Genomic DNA, 21525 nt, shown 5'->3' with positions numbered 1-21525 from the left:
ACTGATATGAAACATCGCAGTAAAAACCGTACCACGCAGCAGGCTGAATATTGCTTTCAGGTGGAATCGTTGTCACATGAAGGGCGCGGGATTGCACACTACACAGCTCAGTCGGGTCATCCAGCCGAGAAGCAGGGGAAAACAGTTTTTATAGAGGGCGCATTGCCTGGTGAAACAGTACGCGCCAAAATTACGCATAGTAACAAACGCTTAGAAGAAGCCGAGTGTCTAGAAGTGCTGGGTGAGCCTTCGACATTACGGGTTACGCCACAATGTCCACATTATCAGCGTTGCGGTGGTTGTAGCATGCAGCATATTCAGTTGGATGAGCAGATTCATCTCAAACAACAGGTGTTGCAGTCGCATCTGCAACATTTTGCGCAAATTCAGCCTGAAGAATGGTTAGCGCCTTTGCGTTCACAGCGTGAAGATTATCGCCGCAAAGCCCGTGTTGGGGTGCGTTATATTGCCAGTCAAGACAAATTGGTGGTCGGTTTTCGTGAGCGCAATAGCAATAAACTGACCTCAATTGACCGCTGTATGGTGTTGGATCAGGCATTTGGTTCGTTAACACGAATCAAGCAGCTACTCCAAAGTCTAACAGGCAAGGCCCATATTGGTCATATAGAATTGGCGATGGGAGATCAAGAGATTGCTTTGGTGGTGCGGCATACAGAACAACTATCTGCAGCCGATATCAACCAGTTACAGCAGTTTGCGTTACAGAAACACTGGCAATTGTATTTGCAGCCTGAAGGTCCAGACAGTTTGCATCGGGTTGATGATCCGCATGCAGCAATGCGTTTGCATTATCGTTTAGATGATTTTGATGTGAGTTTTGGCTTTCATCCCCAAGACTTTACCCAAGTCAATTCTACAATTAATCCACAAATGGTTAAGCTGGCATGTGATTTGCTTAACTTAAAATCAGGTGATCGGGTGCTTGATCTGTTTTGTGGATTAGGCAACTTTTCATTGCCGCTTGCACGTTGTGTAGGTGCAACAGGAAAGGTGGTTGCTGTAGAGGGTTCAGAGCAAATGGTGCAGCGTGGTGCAGAGAATGCACAACGTAATGATTTAGACAATGTTAAGTTTTATTCACAAGATTTAACAAAAGATTTTTCGCATCATTCTTGGGCAAATCAAGGATTTGAGGCATTATTAATTGACCCTCCGCGTTCAGGCGCAGAGGAAGTGATGTATTATGTGCCCAAATTTGGCGCAGATAGAATCGTTTATGTGTCTTGTAATCCAGCCACACTCGCAAGGGATGCAGGTGTATTGGTCAAGCAGGGCTATCAATTGAAAAAAGCAGGCGTGATGGATATGTTTCCGCATACGGGGCATGTCGAATCCATTGCCTTGTTTGAGAAAGAAAAGCAAATAAACGATTTATAATATGAAGTACATAGAGGTAGGAGAAGGGTATGGTCACAGTACGTGAACAACTTCCTGGACGTTTAAATGAACTGTCTGAGGAAACGACTGTAGAACATGCCGAGCAAGCCCGACAGGATTTAGCAGAATGGCTAGACCGAGTACGCGGGATTTACGATGGGGCGGCACTTGAACAATTAGAACGCGTTGCCAATTACACCCTGAAAAAAGAGCTGGAAACAGACGTCAGTCATCCATCGCATACCTTATATACAGGTATTGAGATGGCGAATATTTTAGCGCACTTGCATGTCGATGAAGACACTTTGTCTGCAGCCATGCTCTATCGTAGCGTGCGTGAAAATGTCATGCAGTTAGATGAAGTGCGTGAAGAATTTGGTGAAGCAGTTTATGGCTTGATCAAAGGCACCTTGTCGATGGGTAAGTTGTCTGAACTGATTGAGAAAAATAAGCGTTTAGAAGACCATTTTAATAATAACCAGCGTGAACATTTAACAGGCATTTATAAAATGCTGATTTCCATGACGGAAGATGTGCGCGTGGTGCTAATTAAACTGGCAGAACGTACCTATTCATTACGTGAGTTGGCAACCGCTTCCAAAGAACGTCAGGAGCGTGTGGCGCGAGAAATTTTAACCATTTACTCGCCATTGGCACACCGTTTAGGGATTGCCCAACTGAAATGGGAACTCGAAGATTTAGCCTTCCGTTATTTGGCGCCAGACCGTTATAAAGAAATTGCGACTTTACTGAATGAAAAGCGTTTGGAGCGTGAAAACTACATTCAAAACGTAATTGAGCAATTGCGTACAGAGCTGGGCAATAATGGTATTCATGCCGAAATTAGCGGGCGGGTGAAACACATTTATTCGATTTATCGAAAAATGAAGAGTAAAAACCTCAGCTTCGATCAGCTCTATGACATTCGTGCTGTACGTGTTTTGGTGAAAACCATTCCAGAGTGTTACCACTCTTTGGGCATCGTACATCAATTGTGGCGGCATATTCCGCACCAGTTTGATGATTACATTACCAATCCAAAAGCCAATGGTTATCGCTCATTGCATACTGCCGTAATTGCAGAAAACAAGTCGCTTGAAGTGCAAATTCGTACCCTAGATATGCACGAAGAAGCCGAGCTTGGGGTATGTTCACACTTTAATTATAAAGAAGGTTCTAAAGCCACAGACCATTCGTTTAATCATCGTTTACATTCTTTGCGTTCTGTTTTGGAGCATTATCAGGAACGTAACGATGCCAGCGCACATAAAGAAGATGATGATTCTGCAAACTTTGAACAAATCCAAGAGTTTGAAGATTTTGAGAAAATTTATGTGTTCAGCCGTGATGGTGATATTAAAGAATTGCCACGTGGCTCAACGGTGCTGGACTTTGCTTATCATGTGCATACCGAAGTCGGCAATAAATGCTATGCCGCACGGGTCAATCAGCGCTATGTGCCGCTCACCTATACTTTAAAAACAGGCGAGCAGGTCGAGATTTTGACCAAAAAAGACCGTGAACCGAACCGTGATTGGTTGGTGAATTCTTTAGGTTATATTAAGACAGCACGTGCGCGCGATAAGCTGCGTCATTGGTTTAGACAGCAAGACCGCAGTAAAAATCTGGAAGTTGGGCGTGAAGTGCTCAATAAAGAATTGTCACGTTTGGCGATTCATCCAAAAAGTATTGATTTAAATGATTATTGCAATCACTTTAACGTCAAAACAGGTGAAGACATTCTGATTGGTTTGGTGAATGGTGATATTAGCCTGCATGCCTTAATTAATCAGGTCAATCGTCACATGCACTTAGATCAGGATGAACCTGAACTGGTGTTGAAGCCAACCTTGAACCCACGTGCCAGCCATACCTTATCGGCACATGGCATTTTGATTGATGGTTTGGATAACGTTGAACTGCATATCGCACAATGCTGTCAGCCTGTGCATGGTGAAGCGATTGCGGGGTATATTACCCTGAACCGTGGTGTGAGTATTCACAAAGTGGCGTGTTCGGACTATGTGCGTATGATTGGCAACGAACCTGAACGTGCGGTAGAAGCCGATTGGGAAATGCAGCCAACCCGTGGTCAAAGCGTGCAAATTGTGGTGGAAGCCTATGACCGCCGTGGTTTGCTCAAAGACTTAACCCAAGTGATTTTTGCCGATCAAATTAACATTCGTCAGGTGAATACTATTTCTGAAAGTGATGGTATCGCCAATATGAAATTGTTAATTGAGGTTAAAGGCTTGGCGCAACTTTCTCGTTTGTTGGCACGTTTAGAGCAGCAACCAGGGATTATCAGCGCACGTCGTTTGGTGCAAGGCAGCTAAGCGAGCACGCTTTAAAAAACCAGCATGTTTGCTGGTTTTTTTCTATCGTATTTCAGCCAAAATGGAGAAGGGCAGATGAATAAAACACCTAAAAAAATTTGTGTGAATGTTAGCCGCATTCAGCAGATTTTTAGTCCCGATCCAAGTGCTGTACGCAGTGAACAGATTCAACAGCAAAAACAGGCGATTTATCGGCATCGGAATCAATTGCTTTCTGGATACTTAGAACACGATATTCAAAACAGCGATATTGAGCGTAACCCACATGGCAAGCCATTTTTGACAGCATTCCCTCAATTGCAGTTTAACCATAGTCATAGCCGTCAGCATTATGCTTTGGTAAGCAGTTTTGAATTGCTCGATGTTGGCGTAGATGTCGAGGACTTAGACCGTAAGGTGCGTTTCGATGCCTTGGCACAACATGCGTTTCATCCCAATGAACTCCAATACTGGCAAGATTTGGAACACGACGCTGATTATTGGTTTCGTGTCTGGACAACTAAAGAAGCAGTGCTGAAAGCATCAGGTTTAGGGATTCGTTTAAGCCTGAATGAGTTGGATACTCGTATGCATCCCAATGCACAGGGCGGCATTTGTCATCATCCACAGATTGGGCATTTTGCCTATCAAAACTTTCGTTTATCAGATTGTATGTTGACCGTAGCATGGCGAGCAGCGCCATCTTGCGTAGGCTTTCAGTTTCCACAGATTCATATTATTCAGCATTAACATCGCAACGTCAGCGTAAATATCGCAATGCTAAGGCACAAAAAAGCCTATCCGAAGATAGGCTTGAATGTTGGTGTCAGCAGAAATGCATTAAGGAATTTCTTGCTCTTCACCTTCAAATTCAGGTTTGACTTGAACAATGAAGTCCTGACGGTTCAAACCGCGCCATAAGGCAAAGGCTGTACCAATGTAAATAGATGAATATGTTCCGACAAAGACACCCACAAACATCGCAATCGAGAACCATTTCAGACCATCACCACCCATGAGCATCATCGCGACTACAACCAATAATAGGGTCATAGAGGTGTGAATGGTACGACGTAAAGTTTCTGTCAGCGCAATGTTTACCACTTCAAGTGGTGTTGCACCACGGATTTTACGGAAGTTTTCACGAATACGGTCAGATACAACAATGTTATCGTTGAGTGAGAAGCCAATAATCGCCAATAACGCTGCCAATACAGTCAGGTCAAATGGCCATTGCATCATGGCAAAAATACCCAGTGTCACAATAATATCGTGGAACAATGACAGTACCGCACCCATTGCCAGTTTGAATTCAAAGCGAATGGTGACGTAAACCAGCATCAATAATAGCGCTAAAGCGACAGCGCCCGCAGAACGGACATATAGCTCATTACCGACTTGACCACCAACCACATCTACCTTTGGCACAGTTGCCGTGTTATTTGGTAGTTGTACCGCAGCAGTAATTGCTTTGGTTAAGTCTTCTGCTTCAACATCTTCTTGCACAGGCATACGTACCATTAGGTCGCGGTCTGAACCAAGCGTTTGTACCACAGGGTCGTTAAAGCCTGCTTTGACCAATGCGTTAGAAACATCGGTGGCTTTTACTGGATTGCTATAGTTGAGTTCTGCAGCAATACCCCCAGTAAAGTCCAAACCTAAGTTTAAACCTTTGGTGGCAATGAAGAAGATACTGGCAACCGTTAATAGAATAGAAAGCAATGCCGCAGGCAAAGCAATCTTCATAAACGGAATCACGCGCTCATCATCAGGGCGGCCATATTTTTTTGAAGGCAGTTGAGTATTCTCAGTCATCAGTGATCTCCTTAAATGCTCAACTTTTTCAAGTTACGTTTTTTGCCGTAGATGATTTGTACAATTGCACGGGTCACTGTAATTGCAGTAAACATCGAGCAGACAATACCAATCATGAGCGTCACAGCAAAGCCTTTGATTGGACCTGTACCAATCGCAAACAGAATGAATGCCACCAAGAATGTGGTTAAGTTCGAGTCGAAAATAGTGTTATACGCTCGGTCATAACCCGCCACAATGGCTTGTTTGGGCGAGGCGCCCCACTTAATTTCCTCTCGTATTCGCTCACAAATCAAGACGTTGGCATCTACCGCCATACCAATGGTGATGACAATACCCGCAATACCCGGCAAGGTGAGTGATGCACCAATCCAAGACATGACGGTTAAAATCATGGCTAAGTTAAACACTAAAGCGAAGTTGGCAATCAGACCAAACAGACGGAAGAACACCACCATCCAGATTGCAACCAAAATGAAGCCAATCTGAGTCGACAATACGCCTTTATCAATGTTTTCTTGACCCAAGCTTGGACCAATCACACGTTCTTCAACAAAGTACATTGGCGCTGCCAAGGCACCTGCACGAAGCATTAAGGCCAATTCAGAGGCTTCTTGTGGGGAATCTAGACCTGTAATACGGAACTGCGAACCCAATACCGCCTGAATGGTTGCAGCATTAATGACGACCGATTCGGTATATGGGGTGCGTACTTCAGTTTGTGTGCCAGTTTCATCGGTCACATAGCTAATACGTTGTTTGTTTTCAATAAACAATACCGCCATACGTTTACCCACAGCATTACGCGTCGCATCTGCCATGAGCTTACCACCCGCAGCATCTAGGGTAATGTTAACTTCTGCACCGCCTGTATCTTGGCTAAAGCCACTTGACGCATTTTGAACGCGTTCACCCGTTAAAATACGGCTGCGGTTCAATAATAACTGACGACCACTGTCCAAAGATTCAAAGGCAAACGCTTCTGTGCCAGGTGGTACTGTACCTGTAGTCTGACCTGTGTACGGATCAATATATTGATCATTTAAGTCAGACACCAAACGGAATTCGAGGTTCGCAGTACGACCGAGTACACGCTTCGCTTCAGCCGTATCTTGTACGCCTGGCAATTCCACTACAATACGGTTGCTACCTTGAGTTTGTACCAAAGCTTCAGCCACACCTAACTCGTTAATACGGTTACGTAAAGTAGTTAAGTTCTGATTGACCGCATACGACTGAATTTCCTGTTTACGGACATCGGTATAGTTCAGACGTAAGCTAGAGCCTTCTGTGGTGGCTACAGCTTGCTGTGTGTATTCATTGCCGTTACGACGCAAGAAATCCATCACTGCATCACGGTCTGCATTATTGGCAAACTGTAGGGTGATGGTGTTGTTATTCAGCGAAAGGCTATTAAATTTCAGCTTGTTGTCACGCAATTGACGGCGTAAATCGGTGGCTGAAGTTTCCATACGCTGGCTGATGGCCTTGTCCATATCCACTTCTAATAAGAAGTGCACACCACCACGTAAGTCCAGACCGAGTTTCATTGGTTTTGCACCAATTTTTTGTAGCCATTCTGGTGTGGTTGGCGCAAGGTTCAGTGCCACGACATAGTCATCACCTAAACCGCGACGTAAAGCTTCTTTGGCTTTGAGTTGGGCTTCTGAGGTGTCTAAACGCAACAATGCAGCATTGTTGGTAAAGCTGTTGTCATGACTGGCAATATTTTCTGATTGTAAAATTTGCTCTGCTTTTTGTATGATGCTTTGATCAATTTGGGTACCAGCTTTGGCACCTGAAATTTGAACAGCAGGTTCATCTGGATACAAGCTAGGCAGGGCATATAATGTACTCACCACAAGAACAACGAGGATGAGCAGATATTTCCATGCTGGGTAACGCATTTATTTTCTTCTTAAAATGAAAAAGTCGTGCGTGAGCACGACTCTTTTTGATTAGAGGTTGTTTAATGTGCCTTCAGGAAGAACTGAAATGACACTCGCGCGTTGTACTTTTACTTCTACACCACGGTTCAGCTCTACCACTGCAAAATCACCTTCAATTTTCGTGATTTTACCCATAAGACCACCTGCGAATACCACTTCACTGCCTACGCCCAAGCTTTCAATCAGTGTACGATGCTCTTTGGCACGCTTTGATTGTGGACGCCAAATCAGGAAGTAGAAAATTGCAATGAAGACTGCAATCATTAAAAGGTTAGCCACAAGGCTTGGTTGTTGTGCAGCTTCACCTGCTGCGTGAGCGGTCGAAATAAAAAGGCTCATTTCATTTTCCTAAACTAAAAACTGGCGATCAGTGATCTGATAATAAATTGGGTTTGTTCTGCAATTTACCTTGTCTTTTTACTCAGCGCAAATACTGAAAAGACTAATCTTCAGGACAAGGCGGTACTTCTAGGCCACGACGGGCATAAAAGTCCTGTACAAATTCATCGAAAGTGCCGTTATCTAAGGCATTGCGAATATCTTGGGTAAAGCGTTGGTAATAACGTAAGTTATGAATAGTGCCCAACATTGACCCCAACATTTCGCCACATTTTTCTAAATGAAACAAATAAGCGCGGGTAAAGTTCTTGCAAGTATAGCAATCACAATGCGGATCGAGCGGGCTTTGGTCATGACGATACTTACTGTTACGAATACGCACCAAGCCATCGGTTACAAAGTAATGACCATTGCGCGCATTACGGGTTGGCATCACGCAGTCGAACATATCGACGCCACGACGAATTGCTTCCACAATATCTTCTGGCTTGCCGACGCCCATCAAATAACGTGGTTTATCTTCTGGCATTTTAGCTGGCAAATAATCCAGGACTTTGATCATTTCTTCTTTCGGTTCACCCACCGAAAGACCGCCAATGGCATAACCATCAAAACCAATTTCAAGTAAGCCGTTTAAAGATTCAACACGTAAATCTTCGTACATACCGCCTTGAATAATCCCGAACAGCGCGTTGCTGTTTTGTAGTTCATCATGGTGATGGGTTTTACAGCGTTTTGCCCAGCGTAAAGACAATTGCAAAGATTTTTGCGCTTCTTCATGTGTTGCAGGATAAGGCGTACATTCGTCAAAAATCATCACGATGTCAGAGTTCAAGGTTTTTTGAATTTCCATCGAGATTTCTGGCGAAAGAAAAACCTTTGAGCCATCAATAGGCGAACGGAAGGTCACACCTTCTTCTTTAATTTTACGCATTGCGCCTAAGCTAAACACCTGAAAGCCACCAGAGTCAGTCAAAATAGGCTTATCCCATTTGATGAATTCATGTAGACCGCCGTGTTGCTGAATCACTTCTAGCCCTGGACGCAAATATAAATGAAAGGTATTGCCTAAAATAACCTGTGCCTGAATTTCTTCAATATCGCGTGGCAGCATGCCTTTGACTGTGCCATACGTCCCCACAGGCATAAACACAGGGGTTTCTACCACACCATGAGCAAGTGTTAAACGACCACGACGGGCGCGCCCCGACTGACCTAATTTCTCAAACTTCATATATGTTCCAAATCAAGGCGAAAAAACAGTTCGCTGATTGTTCATGCTAAAAGTGCAATATTTTCCTAGATTCTGCACGGAATTGCCAGTTGAGATACGTTTTCCTTGGTAAAAATTGCGAGTAAATATTTTGTTCAAATCCATTGTGCTTACATGGCGTAAAATTGCTGAATACGTTGGGTAATTTCTTTATGTAAGGCAATTTCACCTTGTTCATGATTGTCCATTGCAGCAACGTGCTGAATTAAACGCTGAATATATAAATTACTGTCATTGACATCCTCACCTCCCTTAAACGGAGGTGATTCCTACAGCTAGACGCTTATGCCCAAGCGCAAGAATGTTCATGGCACTATTTAAGTCCCTATCGTGAGTGACACCACACTCACATGACCATTCTCTTATTCCAAGACCTGTCCTACCTCTCGGACTACTTGAGGTGATCTCACCGCAGCACGAACAGATTTGGGTGGTATAGGCTTCATTGACTTCTTCAAACATTACCCCTGCGTTCTCGCATTTATACTTGAGCATTGTTTTTAGTGCTGAAAACCCTGTATCTAAAACAGACTTTGCCATTTTAGTTTTTACAAGCTTTTTGGCACTTAAGTCACCTACAATTATGAGTGCATTATTTTTAACAAGTAATGTACTTGCCTTATGCAAATGGTCTTTACGGCAATTTGCAATCTTGGCGTGTAATGCACGTACACGTTTTTTATTCCTTGCTCGTTGAGCAATACCTAATTTCTTTTCGTATTGGCGATAGAACTTGGGGTTTGAAATAACCGTACCATCAGAACAGGTTGCAATATCTTTTAAACCTAGATCAATACCTATGGCTTTGGTTGCTGTTGGTTTTTCTTGATTCGATGAATCGACCACAAGGCACACGTACCAACGCCCACGGCTGTCCTCAACAAATGAACCAGTTCTAACAGCATATTTGCTTAATCCATAGCTATCCCATAGTTTGAATTGATGTTTACCATATTGAACATATCCATCAGCGTATTTGATCGCTACTTTCTTAAACGGTATCCATCCAAGTGATTTTCTTGCTGACTTCTTGTTGCTAACACGCCATTTGAGTTTGGCTTTCTTAAACTGCTTTCTGCGTGTGATTAATTCTTCGGTGACAGCCTGTATGGTTTGGCTGTGCAAACCACACTCTTTAGATGCGCCTTTGGTGTATTGAGCAATATCAAATGCAGATAGAAACTCACCTTTTCTTTTTAGGTGCTTAAAACTTAAATCATTCACATAATTCCAAACAAAGTTCACCTCAGATGCTAATTTAATCAGCACCTTTGCGTGTTTGTCTTTTATGCGGAGTTTAAGTGTTTTCATGTGCTTATTTTAACAATAATATTTTAAGTAATGAACAACAAAGATATTTAATACGACATTCCATGTCGTATGGCTTACGCCAGTCGCTTATATCCTCGTGCTGAACCACGAGGTTTTACGCTCCAAGTGATAAAACTCGGTTCTAATGTGAGCAAATAGGCTTCATGTGCAATGCTCAAATAATCATACGGTTCCACTTCTAAAAGTTGTGCCAGATCAATCAGCAAGTCTTTATCCACTTGTTGTAGTTTGAGCTTGGGTTGTGCGGTGGATTGTTCCATCGTGGTTTGAGGCGCTTTGTTGTGCAGGAATTCATCGAGCAAAGCACTTGGAGTGTTTAGAAATTGCGCTGAGTGGATTTCTACATCGACCTGTTTGGGCACATGAATAAAAAACAGAATTTGGCTTAAATCTAAGCCATAAGCGCCCGATAAAGATTGTTTAGCCTGCTGAAATATATCCAGTAAAAGTTCAAGATGGTTGTATTGCAGCGTGTCATTGGAATTCAGCAGAGGATTGCCATAGATATGTCGCTGTTTAAAATAATCTGCAAAAATATTTTTAAATTGATGCAGACCGCTAGAATTGTTGGCTTGAGTGCGATAACGCCATTTTTCTATATTCCATTTATTTACTTCAGATAAATATTGTGCTTCATCTTCCTGTTCATTAAACAGGCTGCGTTGGCTTGAAACAGCTAAATAATCGACCCCAAGATATTCATTAAAGACCAGTACACAGGCATAAATTTGGTCTTGTTCATATTGCTCATAGAGTTGGAAAAACTCTTGAATGAGGGGTTTTTCAGGTTCTGAATATGTTCTAACATTTTATCGGCTTACTTTTTATTTTGGGATTTATGTTTTGAGCAATTGTTGTTTATATTTTGCTCAACCTCATGATTGTGTCAAAGCTGAGAAAAATGTCAATAAGACAAAACAAATTGTAGTCAAAGCTCACTTAAGTTGTTAAATTGTAATTAAAATCAATTCATAGAGGTGGGCTATGAGTGAATTAAACAGTGCACTAAAAGAAGACCAATTCTATAAAACACTTTTGGAAACCACGAATGCAATTCCGTGGCAGATTAACTGGAAAACCAAAGCTTTTAGCTATATTGGCCCACAAATTGAGTCTTTACTGGGTTGGACGCAAGACAGCTGGAAAACTGCACAAGATTGGATTGATCGGATGCATCCTGAAGATCGGGACAAGACCGTGAATATGTGTGTGAGTCTGTCCGATCAAGGCACAGACCACGAAGCGGATTATCGTGCCTTAACCGCTACAGGAGATTATGTCTGGATTCGTGATGTGGTGCATGTGATTCGTGAAAATAACGAAACTGTGGCGATTATTGGGTTTATGTTTGATATTTCTGCGCGTAAACAAATGGAGTTGGAACTCGAAGCGTTGAGTCGCAAAAATCTGGCTTTGAGCTTACAAGACCCGCTGACCTTGGTTGCCAATCGAAAGGCGCTCAGTGAGCGTATAGAAAACAAATTTAAACGTGCTGTGCGTCATCAACATGCATTGTCTCTCTTGTTTATCGACATCGACCATTTCAAGCCTTATAACGACAATTATGGACATTTACAGGGTGATCATTGTTTGATTAGTGTGGCGCAGTTGCTTAAACAACACTTTGCTCGTGCATCTGACTTTGTGGCTCGCTTTGGTGGTGAAGAGTTTGTGGTGCTGTTGCCTGAAACACCATTGGCAGATGCTGTACAACTTGCTGAAAACTTTAGACAGGCAGTATATGCGCTGGAAATTCCACATACCAAGACAGGGGAGACGACCCAAGTTACTGTGAGTATTGGTGTAAATAGCTATCACCAAAATCAGCAGTATCACAATGTGGTCGATTTTCTGCATTCAGCCGATGAATTGTTGTATTTGGCAAAAAACAAAGGACGTAATCAGGTGCAGTATCTGACACAGTCTTGTGTTTAGTCGAAATCTGAAAAAACAGCAAGCTTCGTGCTTGCTGTTTTTATAAATAATTTCAAAGGAGCGGCTTAGAATTAAATGGCTTAAAAGTTTGGACGATAATCAAAACTTTGTGCTGCACTGTTGTCCCGAAAGGCGCGCACAGGTTTTTTCGCTGTGGTTGCAGTGTTAATCATGTTGTTAGGAAAGACCTGAATATAGTTATTAAATAACTCGACATTGCGGTTATAAATAGTAATCGCAGCACCGACATTTTCGTTCTGCTCATCAATTTCATGCATCATTTTTAAATACAGTTGGTCGGCTTTGAGTTCAGGGTAATTTTCGACCACCACATTTAAGCTGCGCATCAATTCTTTGCTCAAGGCTTCAACACGTTGTAACTGACTCACATCGGCATTGTTGATGTTCAGGTTCATAATATTTTGGCGTAGTTCAGTCACTTTTTCTAAAGTGCCTTTTTCCATGCCTGCATATTGTTCGACCACTGGTGCAAGTTCTTCGAGCGTTTTTAATTTCTGTCGTTCAAAACTGGTCACATCTGCCCAAGCGCGGATGGTGGCGTTGTGGTGGCGTATGATGTTGTTACGAATCATGATGCCCAGCATCACCAAGACGATGACAACCAAAAGAAAAATTGCGATACCCATGTTTTGCCCCAAGACGATTTTCTTAGTCCAGAAAATCAATCAAATCTGTCTGTAATTGTTCTAAATAAGGTAATTTAAAAGTGCGTAAGTGTCCACGCAATGCGGAAATATCTTGAATATTTTTTGCTTTACTGGAAATTTCAAACAAGTTGCGATTACCTAAAAAACAGAGCGTGTTCCGCTCAGGGTGAAATAACAAATCACCTTGCTGATGCTGAAAAAAATCATCCAGTTTTAACACCATTGCAGGGCTGAGCGTACGCGCCAGTTGAATTGCATCACTGCCAAAAAAGTTGAGTTTTTGATTCAGGCGAATGTCACTGGTATGCCACGGCACATGATAAGGCGCACCAAAAGTTTTATTATTTGAGGTAACGGCTAAACCTTGTAGCTGCACATCAAAGACAAATACGCCCGATAAATGCCGCACCACTTCACGCACTTTATAGTCATTGCCATTTTGATCTTTAATGCGGGTTTCACTGACATAGCGATATTCAAAGACCAAAACCTGATGTTGCTTGCCTTGTTGATCTTGCCAAACAGTACTGGCGTAACGGCGAATTTCATTGGACAGATTCCCCAAATTAAACAAGGGAAACAGACTTTTTAAATGAGCAATCAAATAAACGGGTTGTAGGGTTTGGGCAAGATGTTGCGGTGGTTGCTGCCATGCTAGTTGATAGCGCTGTGCAATGCTTTCTTGTTCTAAAAAAGTGATGACTTCTTCAATGGGGTCGTCTTGTTCATAGGTAATAAATGCCCAGAAGATACAGCCTAACCCAATCAGCAAGCAGAATTGCAGCCAAATATTACTCGGTTGAATCAAGAGCAATAAACAGAACAACACACCTATAATGCCAAGCAAAACAGGCAAAACATTTTCAAACTTGAGGGTGATGTCATCTTGCCAAGGGTGCAAGCCATCCAAAATATCTTGATGGCTTTGTGCTTTTTTTCCAATATCCCATAACCGCGCGATATTACGAAATACCCGTTGATTCTTCTTGCGTCGAATATGAATGGAGTGTTGCACGGTATCGAGCGGCATGGCGGTTTCTTTTACAGTTTGAAAATTAAGTCTGAGCTTGATCAATCAGCATGGCATCGCCATAACTAAAGAAACGATAGCGTTCAGCCACAGCATGTTGATAAGCCTGCATGACATTTTCACGGCTTGAAAGCGCAGATACCAACATTAATAAGGTGGATTCAGGCAAGTGGAAATTGGTAATCAAACGATCCACCACTTTAAACTGATAACCTGGGTAAATAAAAATTTGCGTATCACCCGACCAAGCCGCAAGTTCGCCTGAATGGGCTTGAGCTGCACTTTCCACGGCACGGGTGGCAGTTGTGCCCACTGAAATAACTTTGTTGCCTCGTGCTTTGGTTTCACGAATCAGCGCTACGGCAGCTTCAGAAACTTCACACCATTCACTGTGCATGATGTGATTGGCAATATCATCGGTACGTACAGGCTGGAATGTACCTGCGCCCACGTGCAAGGTCACAAAGGTTTTTTGAATGCCTTTATCTGCTAGCTGTTGCAGTAAGGCTTCATCAAAGTGCAAGCTGGCAGTGGGTGCGGCAACACTAGCGAGTTTTGTTGGGTCGTTAAATACGGTTTGATAACGCTCGGTATCAATCGCTTCTGCTTCGCGGTTAAAGTAGGGTGGAATCGGCAACTGACCGTAGGCATCCAATACGTCTAAAATAGGCTGCGAAAACTCGACAATAAATAAGTTTTCATGGCGACCTTGTACGGTCACTTTTACAGCATCAGGCCCAATAAACAGTTCTGCACCTGCTTTTGGTGAGTTGCTGGCTTTAATATGGCAATGGGCAATAAATTGATCTTGCAGACGTTCTACCAAGACTTCCACTGCACCGCCTGTGGCACGTTTACCTTTAAGACGCGCTTTCATGACTTTGGTATCGTTAAGTACCAGTAAATCGCCCGCTTCGAGTAAATTCAGTAAGTCGGTAAATTGATGGTCATGATACTGACCTTGAGCATCAAGATGCAGCAGACGAGAGGCGCTACGACTTGCTAGTGGGTAACGAGCAATGAGTTCATCGGGGAGATTAAAATTAAAGTCAGAAAGCTGCATGATAAAAACAAGTTAGAACACTGGGAAAACTGCGCCTAGTATATGCTTTTTTAGGTTTTATGGATGAAATTGGTCGATTATAAATCAAAAAAATGACAGCTGATTTAATTTTAAACAATTGCAAAAAACTTGCGTTGACAAGCTGTCAAAAAAGTTTATTATACCCATCAACACCTACCCGAGGTGGTGAAATTGGTAGACGCGGCGGACTCAAAATCCGCTGTCAGAGATGACGTGTCGGTTCGAGTCCGACCCTCGGGACCATATAAAGGAAAAGCCCTCAAGCATATTAAGACTTGGGGGCTTTTTTTATTGTCTGAACTTTATCCAATGATTTGAATATCCTTAAGTTTTTATATGAAGATTGTCGTTTGCTTCAATTTAACTTTTGGGACTCATGGATAAGAATGGGTATACAGAATAAGAAATAAAGATATATGTGAAGATATAGCTCACCTATTCAGTCTTTATCAATTTACTGCCAACAAAAAACCAGTGCTTTCACACTGGTTTTTTGTAGAACAGGCACTGAATCGTATCAGTGCGATGTCATCGCATTAAATAGTTTCAAGAGCAGCATTGAATGTTGCGCTTGGACGCATTACTGCATTCACTTTAGCTTGATCTACTGCGTAGTAACCACCGATATCAACCGATTTACCTTGTACTTCCGCAAGTTCAGCAACAATTTTGTCTTCGTTTGCAGCTAAAGCTTGTGCAAGTGGTGCAAACTTCGCTTTCAACTCAGCATCTTCGTCTTGAGCAGCAAGTGCTTCTGCCCAGAATTTTGCCAAGTAGAAGTGGCTGCCACGGTTGTCCAGTTCGCCAGTACGACGTGATGGAGACTTGTCGTTATCAAGTAATTTGCTGGTCGCTTGATCAAGAGTTGATGCAAGTAATTTCGCACGAGTATTATCTTCTTTAATACCCATTTCTTCTAAAGAAGCAGCAAGCGCAAGGAACTCACCTAATGAATCCCAACGTAAGTGGTTTTCTTCAACAAGTTGTTGTACGTGTTTAGGCGCAGAACCACCCGCACCAGTTTCGTACATACCACCACCCGCCATTAGCGGAACGATAGATAACATTTTCGCAGAAGTACCAAGCTCCATAATTGGGAACAAGTCAGTGAGGTAGTCACGTAAGATGTTACCTGTTACAGAAATGGTGTCTAAACCACGCGCAACACGCTCAAGCGTATAACGCATCGCACGAACTTGTGACATGATTTGAATATCTAAACCAGTCGTGTCGTGATCTTTTAAGTATTTTTGAACTTTCTTGATCACTTCGTTTTCGTGTGGACGGTACGGGTCTAACCAGAAAATTGCTGGCATACCAGAGTTACGTGCACGTGTTACTGCAAGTTTAACCCAGTCGCGAATAGGTGCATCTTTCACCTGACACATACGCCAGATGTCGCCTTCTTCTACGTTTTGAGTCATCAACACTTCACCAGTGTCAATATCAGTGATGTTTGCAACACCTGCAGCAGGAACTTCAAAAGTCTTGTCGTGTGAGCCGTATTCTTCAGCTTTTTGCGCCATCAAACCTACGTTTGGCACAGTACCCATCGTACGTGGGTCGAAGTTACCATTCCACTTACAGAAATTGATCATTTCTTGGTAAATACGCGCGAAAGTAGATTCAGGCATTACTGCTTTACAGTCGTAAGGTTTACCGTCAGCACCCCACATTTTACCGCCACCACGAATCATTGCAGGCATAGAAGCATCTACAATTACGTCGTTTGGAGAGTGGAAGTTGGTGATGCCTTTTGCAGAATCCACCATTGCAAGTGCAGGGCGGTGTTCTTGGCATGCGTGTAAATCTTCGATGATTTCTTCACGTAAAGAAGTTGGTAAGGTTTCGATCTTTTCATAAAGACCTGCCATACCGTTGTTGACGTTAATGCCAAGTTCTTCAAACAATTTACCGTGTTTTTCAAACGCTTCTTTATAGTAAATTTTCACACAGTGACCGAATACAATCGGGTGTGAAACTTTCATCATGGTCGCTTTTACGTGTAAAGAGAACAAAATGCCTGCTTCTTTACAATCATCCAATTCTTTTTCATAGAAGTCGCAAAGCGCTTTCTTGCTCATGAACATAGAATCGATGATTTCGCCATCAAGTAACGCTACTTTTTCTTTCAATACAATGGTTTCACCAGAATGAGTGATGAGTTCCATTTTTACGTTACGTGCGCGGTCAAGCGTCATTGATTTTTCGCCATGGTAGAAGTCACCTTCATCCATGTGTGAAACGTGAGTTTGTGACCATTGCTTCCATTCACCCATAGAGTGAGGGTGTTTTTTTGCATAGTTTTTCACTGCAGCAGGTGCACGACGGTCAGAGTTACCTTCACGTAATACAGGGTTTACTGCTGAACCTAAGCATTTACCAAAACGAGCGAGTAAAGCTTTCTCTTCTTCAGTATCCGCATTTTCAGGATAGTCAGGAATTGCATAGCCTTTTGCTTGTAATTCCTTGATACATGCAATTAACTGAGCAACTGAAGCACTGATGTTTGGAAGTTTGATGATATTGGTATCTGGATCTTGCGTGAGACGTCCAAGCTCTGCGAGGTTGTCGGCTACCTTCTGTTCTTCGCTTAGGTATTCCGAGAATTCAGAGAGTACGCGTGCTGCTACAGAGATATCACTCTTGACAATCTCGATGCCAGCAGGCTTAGTAAAGGTCTCAATGATCGGCAGTAGAGAGTAGGTCGCCAACAATGGCGCCTCATCGGTCAGTGTGTAAATGATTTTTGACTTTCCACCAGCCATATATAGCCCCTTGCTTTGATTGAGTTTTTTAGGAGCGAGATGATGACTCAGCCCCTGCGAACCGATTTGCCTAATTTAACCTTGAGAGTATCGACTCTCTATGCATTTCAGTCAACGTAATTACAGTGATGACGCCATTTCGCTACGAAATGATGTGTCGCATTTGTGCGAGTCAAGACACGGCTTAATGTAAAAATGAGCCTATTTAAACCTAAAAATCGCCTTGAGTATTTACTGTTGAAATACTAATCAAATCGTATGATGAAGATATGACATCAAAAATATATGTATATTTTATTATAAATTAACCAGTTGAGGGTTCGACTTAAGTCGAATGTTTGATAAATAACCGATGAAAATGATAGGTGGATATATTTATTCTATTTATTTTATATGTTTATCAATATGTTGCTTCTATTTTTTACAGTGTGATGCAATGTAAACTCTTGTATAGAAGTTGAGATTTTCTTCAAAAACGGAGGGAAATCTACAGATAAAAAGCCTGATTTATATTTTAAAAGTTTAGATCTATTTTTATGGTCCAAATTTTACAAAAATAAGCGTATTTTTTAGTGGGTTTGTAGCACCGTTTGATCCATCAAAAATCATAATCAAGCGTGAGCTAAACCCTTGTTAATCCATAGATGAAAAAATCAAGTAGTAAAGAAGAAATGCCGAGTTGTTACGCAGTTTTTTAAATTAGTTTGAAAGCTTGTGTTTTGTGTTAAAGTTTGTAAGTTAACTCTGAATTCAGTGGATGAGTTTTGTAGACAAAATAATTCATAGGCGCGGCACACTTTAATTAACGAGGCAAAAATGAAAATACAGTTGCTGGAAATTGGTCCCGAAACGGAGCAACTCAGTGCTTGCACACTCTCATTATTATTAGGCGTACATACGCCAACTAACCAAATTGATGGTTTTTTGAAGTTTGCCCGTCAAATATTGCAAGTCGATCATGCCATTTTGACTTTTAAAAATGAGCCATATATCTGGTATTCCACCAATCAAGTTTTTAAAGCTTTTCATGCCAATCCAACCGCACAGTTAGAAGCTTTCTTTCAAGGTCAGCAACTGATTGAACCTCAACATCCTCAATATGCGAATTTTGTGCAGCATATTGCAAGTTTAGGGATAGAAGCGGCTCGTTTAATTGCACTGGATTTACTCAAAACCGATGGCGAGTCGATTGGGCAGTTGTTGTTATTTGATCATCGTGAAGAAGCGTTTAGTTTAGGTGCTTTGCCGACAGTGGCGGAGTTTGCTGCAGGTTTGGTGCGTTATATTGAATTAAAAGTTGATTATGCAAGCTTAAAAGAACTGTATGAACAGCAGTCTGCATTGAATTTTAGTAAAACCAAATTTTTCCAAATTATTGCGCATGATTTGCGCGCGCCATTTCATGGCTTATTGGGGTTTTCGGAAGTTTTAGCGCAAGAGCGCGAAACTTTGGATGATTCTAGTATTCAAAATATTGCCGACTATTTATTCGACACAGCACAATCGACCTATAACTTGCTAGAAAGTTTATTGAATTGGGCGATGGCAGAGGGTGGACGCTTTGTGTATCACCCAATTAATTTTGAGTTAAAGCAATCGACCAAAATTGTTTGCGATGTGTTGAAAAGTTTAGCAATCAAGAAAAATATTGAACTGATTGATCAAGTTGAAGAAGGCATTAAAGTTTATGCCGACATCAATATGATTACCTCGGTGATTCAAAATTTGGTGTCGAATGCGCTGAAATTTACCTTTACCGATGGCACAGGCAAAGTCATTTTACGTGCAGAGCAAACAGAAACCAGTGTGGATATTTATATTCAAGATACGGGTTTGGGCATGACTGCACAACAACTCGAAACGCTGTTCGAGCCTAAACTTACTGTTAGTTTTAAAGGCACTGCAGGTGAAAAGGGTATTGGTTTAGGTTTGGTGTTGTGTAAGCGTTTTGTCGATTTGAACCACGGGCAAATTGTGGTGGAATCGAAAGAAGGTGTGGGAACGACTTTTAAAGTCAGTTTGCCAATTGCGACCAGTAGCCATCAAGTATTAAGTAAAGAAGCGTTATTATCTGAGAAAACTTAATTTCAAAGTTTATATACAAAGCAAGCAAAAGCCTGTGGATGTTTAAAATCATCCACAGGCTTTTTTTATCGTGATCAATTTAGATCAACTCTTGCATTATTGAATGTTTTGAATCGGACTACCACCCAACGCTTGCAATAAAGTCACATAGGCGTTGTATTGGTTTTGCTTGGTCTGCAATAAACTTAAACGTGCATTGCGGGTGGTTTCTTGTGCATCTAGCAGGTTTTTTAAGGCAATCGCACCATGCCGATAACGCACCTCAGTTAAGCGTTCAGTTTTCTCTGCCAGTGCTAAATTGCGGCTTTGCAGCGCGACTTGTTGATTCAGCGCGGTTCGTGCTGACAGTGCATTTTCGACATCGGCAAAGGCTTTATATAAAGTTTGTCGATATTGCACAATGGCTTTTTCATATTCCAAAGCATTCACTTTTAGATCGCGCTGCATATCATTCCATTGCAAAAATGGCAGGGTTAAACCTGCACCTAAAGTGGCAATTGGGTTTTTTAGGGCATCGCTTAAAGAGGTATGCGCGCCTGTACCGACACCTGTACTGAGTGTGCCTGTAAGACTGATGGATGGGTAATAACTGGCTCGATTGGCATCTTTATTGGCCAAGGCTTTACGTAAACGTAATTCGGCTGCACGTAAGTCGGGACGACGTGACAGCAGTTCTGCAGGTAAGCCAGCAGTAATATTCGGTAAACGAACAGCGGCTAAACTCTGTGGTTCATTGATATTCAACATTTGCACAGGTTGATGCAGTAAAACTGCCAAGGCGGTGCGTGTTTCAACTTTTTGCTGTGCAATTTGGCTCAAAATCGATTTTTGGCTTTGTAGGGCTTGCTCGGCCTGGTTTAAATCTAGCCCCGAAACTGCACCTGCGCGATATTGTGCATTGACCAATTGATAAGTTTTTTGCGTACTGGCAAGGTTTTGTTGTGCAACAACATAGCGTTCATTTAAATAACCCAATTGCCAATATAAATTGGCAGTGGTCGCAATCAGGCTTTGCGCGGTGGCTTGTAAGTCTTGTTCGGTGGCTAAGGCTTCCCAACGTGCAGCTTCAGTCTGATTGGCAAGTTTACCGAATAAGTCCAATTCGTAGCTCAGTCCGGGATAATTCAGTGAAATTCCGCGTGCTGCATCACCGTTGCCCTCTAAACTAAATTGATGCCCTGTAGAAATACCTGCATTGCCAATCCGGACACCTTGCTGACTTTGGCTTTGTTTGGCTTGTAATCTGGCTTGTTGTAAATTCAACCCTGCTACTGCAAGGTCACTGTTACGCGCCAAGACTTGTTCAATCAGTTGATTTAAAGCCGCATCGTGAAAGAGCGTCCACCAACGGTCTGTATTCAGTTGCGCAAGCACTTGCTGGCTTTTTTGCTGATGGTCAAACTGTTGTGGAATATCTACAGCAGGTGCCTGATAAGGCGTTTTGACTACGGCTGCACAACCCACCAAGCTGCTGCCAAAAAAAAGCGCAGTGACAAGTTGGCTGAATTGTCGTGACTTCCGATTAAATAGCATC

Annotated in this window: 16 protein-coding genes and 1 tRNA gene; 6 read left to right on the top strand and 11 right to left on the bottom strand. The window is 42.3% G+C overall.

Annotated features, from left to right (window positions below):
• The first annotated feature begins 6 nt into the window (after window positions 1-6).
• The 3 genes from rlmD (at window position 7) to FTV28_RS08010 (ending at window position 4463) form a co-directional block, all read left to right on the top strand.
• Window positions 7-1398 (top strand): 23S rRNA (uracil(1939)-C(5))-methyltransferase RlmD, encoded by a 1392-nt coding sequence (rlmD, locus tag FTV28_RS08020; RefSeq protein WP_179990030.1) that lies wholly within the window; start codon window positions 7-9, stop codon window positions 1396-1398.
• A 29-nt stretch (window positions 1399-1427) separates the two neighbouring features.
• Window positions 1428-3734: a bifunctional (p)ppGpp synthetase/guanosine-3',5'-bis(diphosphate) 3'-pyrophosphohydrolase gene (locus FTV28_RS08015; protein WP_179990028.1), complete on the top strand. Its 2307-nt coding sequence runs from the start codon at window positions 1428-1430 to the stop codon at window positions 3732-3734.
• A gap of 75 nt (window positions 3735-3809) precedes the next feature.
• On the top strand, window positions 3810-4463 hold the full coding sequence (locus tag FTV28_RS08010) for a 4'-phosphopantetheinyl transferase superfamily protein (protein WP_096902676.1): 654 nt from the start codon (window positions 3810-3812) through the stop codon (window positions 4461-4463).
• A gap of 90 nt (window positions 4464-4553) precedes the next feature.
• Here the strand turns inward: FTV28_RS08010 and secF are convergent, their stop codons facing one another.
• The 6 genes from secF to FTV28_RS13575 all read right to left on the bottom strand — a co-directional run bounded on the left by secF (window position 4554) and on the right by FTV28_RS13575 (window position 10783).
• Window positions 4554-5531, bottom strand: coding sequence for a protein translocase subunit SecF (gene secF, locus FTV28_RS08000; protein WP_171062595.1), 978 nt, complete (start codon window positions 5529-5531; stop codon window positions 4554-4556).
• Window positions 5532-5539: 8 nt separating this feature from the next.
• On the bottom strand, window positions 5540-7435 hold the full coding sequence (secD, locus tag FTV28_RS07995) for a protein translocase subunit SecD (RefSeq protein WP_104852524.1): 1896 nt from the start codon (window positions 7433-7435) through the stop codon (window positions 5540-5542).
• Between the two features lie 51 nt (window positions 7436-7486).
• Window positions 7487-7816 carry a preprotein translocase subunit YajC gene (gene yajC / locus FTV28_RS07990; RefSeq protein WP_004974939.1) on the bottom strand — a complete coding sequence of 110 codons (330 nt, stop codon included), beginning with the start codon at window positions 7814-7816 and terminating at the stop codon, window positions 7487-7489.
• A gap of 103 nt (window positions 7817-7919) precedes the next feature.
• A complete protein-coding gene (gene tgt / locus FTV28_RS07985) occupies window positions 7920-9050 on the bottom strand; it encodes a tRNA guanosine(34) transglycosylase Tgt (protein WP_004974942.1) in 1131 nt (376 codons plus the stop codon).
• Window positions 9051-9341: 291 nt separating this feature from the next.
• Window positions 9342-10400 (bottom strand): RNA-guided endonuclease TnpB family protein, encoded by a 1059-nt coding sequence (locus FTV28_RS07980; RefSeq protein ID WP_167846297.1) that lies wholly within the window; start codon window positions 10398-10400, stop codon window positions 9342-9344.
• 74 nt (window positions 10401-10474) lie between these two features.
• Window positions 10475-10783 (bottom strand): hypothetical protein, encoded by a 309-nt coding sequence (locus tag FTV28_RS13575; protein ID WP_180008994.1) that lies wholly within the window; start codon window positions 10781-10783, stop codon window positions 10475-10477.
• Window positions 10784-11405: 622 nt separating this feature from the next.
• Here FTV28_RS13575 and FTV28_RS07970 point away from each other — a divergent pair.
• A complete protein-coding gene (locus tag FTV28_RS07970) occupies window positions 11406-12356 on the top strand; it encodes a sensor domain-containing diguanylate cyclase (RefSeq protein WP_179990026.1) in 951 nt (316 codons plus the stop codon).
• Between the two features lie 80 nt (window positions 12357-12436).
• Here FTV28_RS07970 and FTV28_RS07965 read toward each other — a convergent pair whose 3' ends face one another.
• From FTV28_RS07965 to queA, 3 genes are read right to left on the bottom strand one after another with little or no spacing between them, the layout of a single operon-like run.
• Window positions 12437-13003: a LemA family protein gene (locus FTV28_RS07965; RefSeq protein ID WP_104852521.1), complete on the bottom strand. Its 567-nt coding sequence runs from the start codon at window positions 13001-13003 to the stop codon at window positions 12437-12439.
• A 22-nt stretch (window positions 13004-13025) separates the two neighbouring features.
• Entirely contained in the window at window positions 13026-14054 is a 1029-nt protein-coding gene (locus FTV28_RS07960) for a hypothetical protein (RefSeq protein WP_179990024.1), read from the bottom strand.
• 25 nt (window positions 14055-14079) lie between these two features.
• The gene (gene queA / locus FTV28_RS07955) at window positions 14080-15117 is read right to left on the bottom strand and encodes a tRNA preQ1(34) S-adenosylmethionine ribosyltransferase-isomerase QueA (protein ID WP_179990022.1); all 1038 of its coding nucleotides are present in this window, start codon (window positions 15115-15117) and stop codon (window positions 14080-14082) included.
• A 177-nt stretch (window positions 15118-15294) separates the two neighbouring features.
• Here queA and FTV28_RS07950 point away from each other — a divergent pair.
• Window positions 15295-15381 (top strand) — tRNA-Leu (locus tag FTV28_RS07950).
• 293 nt (window positions 15382-15674) lie between these two features.
• Here FTV28_RS07950 and FTV28_RS07945 read toward each other — a convergent pair.
• On the bottom strand, window positions 15675-17906 hold the full coding sequence (locus FTV28_RS07945) for an NADP-dependent isocitrate dehydrogenase (RefSeq protein WP_004974956.1): 2232 nt from the start codon (window positions 17904-17906) through the stop codon (window positions 15675-15677).
• An 816-nt stretch (window positions 17907-18722) separates the two neighbouring features.
• On the opposite strand from FTV28_RS07945, the gene FTV28_RS07940 reads away from it, so the two are divergent.
• Window positions 18723-19991 (top strand): sensor histidine kinase KdpD, encoded by a 1269-nt coding sequence (locus FTV28_RS07940; RefSeq protein ID WP_154320339.1) that lies wholly within the window; start codon window positions 18723-18725, stop codon window positions 19989-19991.
• Window positions 19992-20087: 96 nt separating this feature from the next.
• Here the strand turns inward: FTV28_RS07940 and FTV28_RS07935 are convergent, their stop codons facing one another.
• Window positions 20088-21524 carry an efflux transporter outer membrane subunit gene (locus tag FTV28_RS07935; protein ID WP_179990099.1) on the bottom strand — a complete coding sequence of 479 codons (1437 nt, stop codon included), beginning with the start codon at window positions 21522-21524 and terminating at the stop codon, window positions 20088-20090.
• Window position 21525 lies beyond the last annotated feature (1 nt).

The organism is Acinetobacter sp. YH12252 (assembly GCF_013417365.1).
GTDB lineage: Bacteria > Pseudomonadota > Gammaproteobacteria > Pseudomonadales > Moraxellaceae > Acinetobacter > Acinetobacter towneri.
This window is presented reverse-complemented; position numbering and strand designations above follow the sequence as displayed.

Excerpts from the sequence above, each read along its gene's own strand:
- rlmD (WP_179990030.1), top strand. The coding sequence starts at position 7 with ATGAAACATCGCAGTAAAAACCGTACCACGCAGCAGGCTGAATATTGC.
- FTV28_RS08015 (WP_179990028.1), top strand. The coding sequence starts at position 1,428 with ATGGTCACAGTACGTGAACAACTTCCTGGACGTTTAAATGAACTGTCT.
- FTV28_RS08010 (WP_096902676.1), top strand. The coding sequence starts at position 3,810 with ATGAATAAAACACCTAAAAAAATTTGTGTGAATGTTAGCCGCATTCAG.
- secD (WP_104852524.1), bottom strand. The coding sequence starts at position 7,435 with ATGCGTTACCCAGCATGGAAATATCTGCTCATCCTCGTTGTTCTTGTG.
- yajC (WP_004974939.1), bottom strand. The coding sequence starts at position 7,816 with ATGAGCCTTTTTATTTCGACCGCTCACGCAGCAGGTGAAGCTGCACAA.
- tgt (WP_004974942.1), bottom strand. The coding sequence starts at position 9,050 with ATGAAGTTTGAGAAATTAGGTCAGTCGGGGCGCGCCCGTCGTGGTCGT.
- FTV28_RS07980 (WP_167846297.1), bottom strand. The coding sequence starts at position 10,400 with ATGAAAACACTTAAACTCCGCATAAAAGACAAACACGCAAAGGTGCTG.
- FTV28_RS07970 (WP_179990026.1), top strand. The coding sequence starts at position 11,406 with ATGAGTGAATTAAACAGTGCACTAAAAGAAGACCAATTCTATAAAACA.
- FTV28_RS07965 (WP_104852521.1), bottom strand. The coding sequence starts at position 13,003 with ATGGGTATCGCAATTTTTCTTTTGGTTGTCATCGTCTTGGTGATGCTG.
- FTV28_RS07960 (WP_179990024.1), bottom strand. The coding sequence starts at position 14,054 with ATGCCGCTCGATACCGTGCAACACTCCATTCATATTCGACGCAAGAAG.
- queA (WP_179990022.1), bottom strand. The coding sequence starts at position 15,117 with ATGCAGCTTTCTGACTTTAATTTTAATCTCCCCGATGAACTCATTGCT.
- FTV28_RS07945 (WP_004974956.1), bottom strand. The coding sequence starts at position 17,906 with ATGGCTGGTGGAAAGTCAAAAATCATTTACACACTGACCGATGAGGCG.
- FTV28_RS07940 (WP_154320339.1), top strand. The coding sequence starts at position 18,723 with ATGAAAATACAGTTGCTGGAAATTGGTCCCGAAACGGAGCAACTCAGT.
- FTV28_RS07935 (WP_179990099.1), bottom strand. The coding sequence starts at position 21,524 with ATGCTATTTAATCGGAAGTCACGACAATTCAGCCAACTTGTCACTGCG.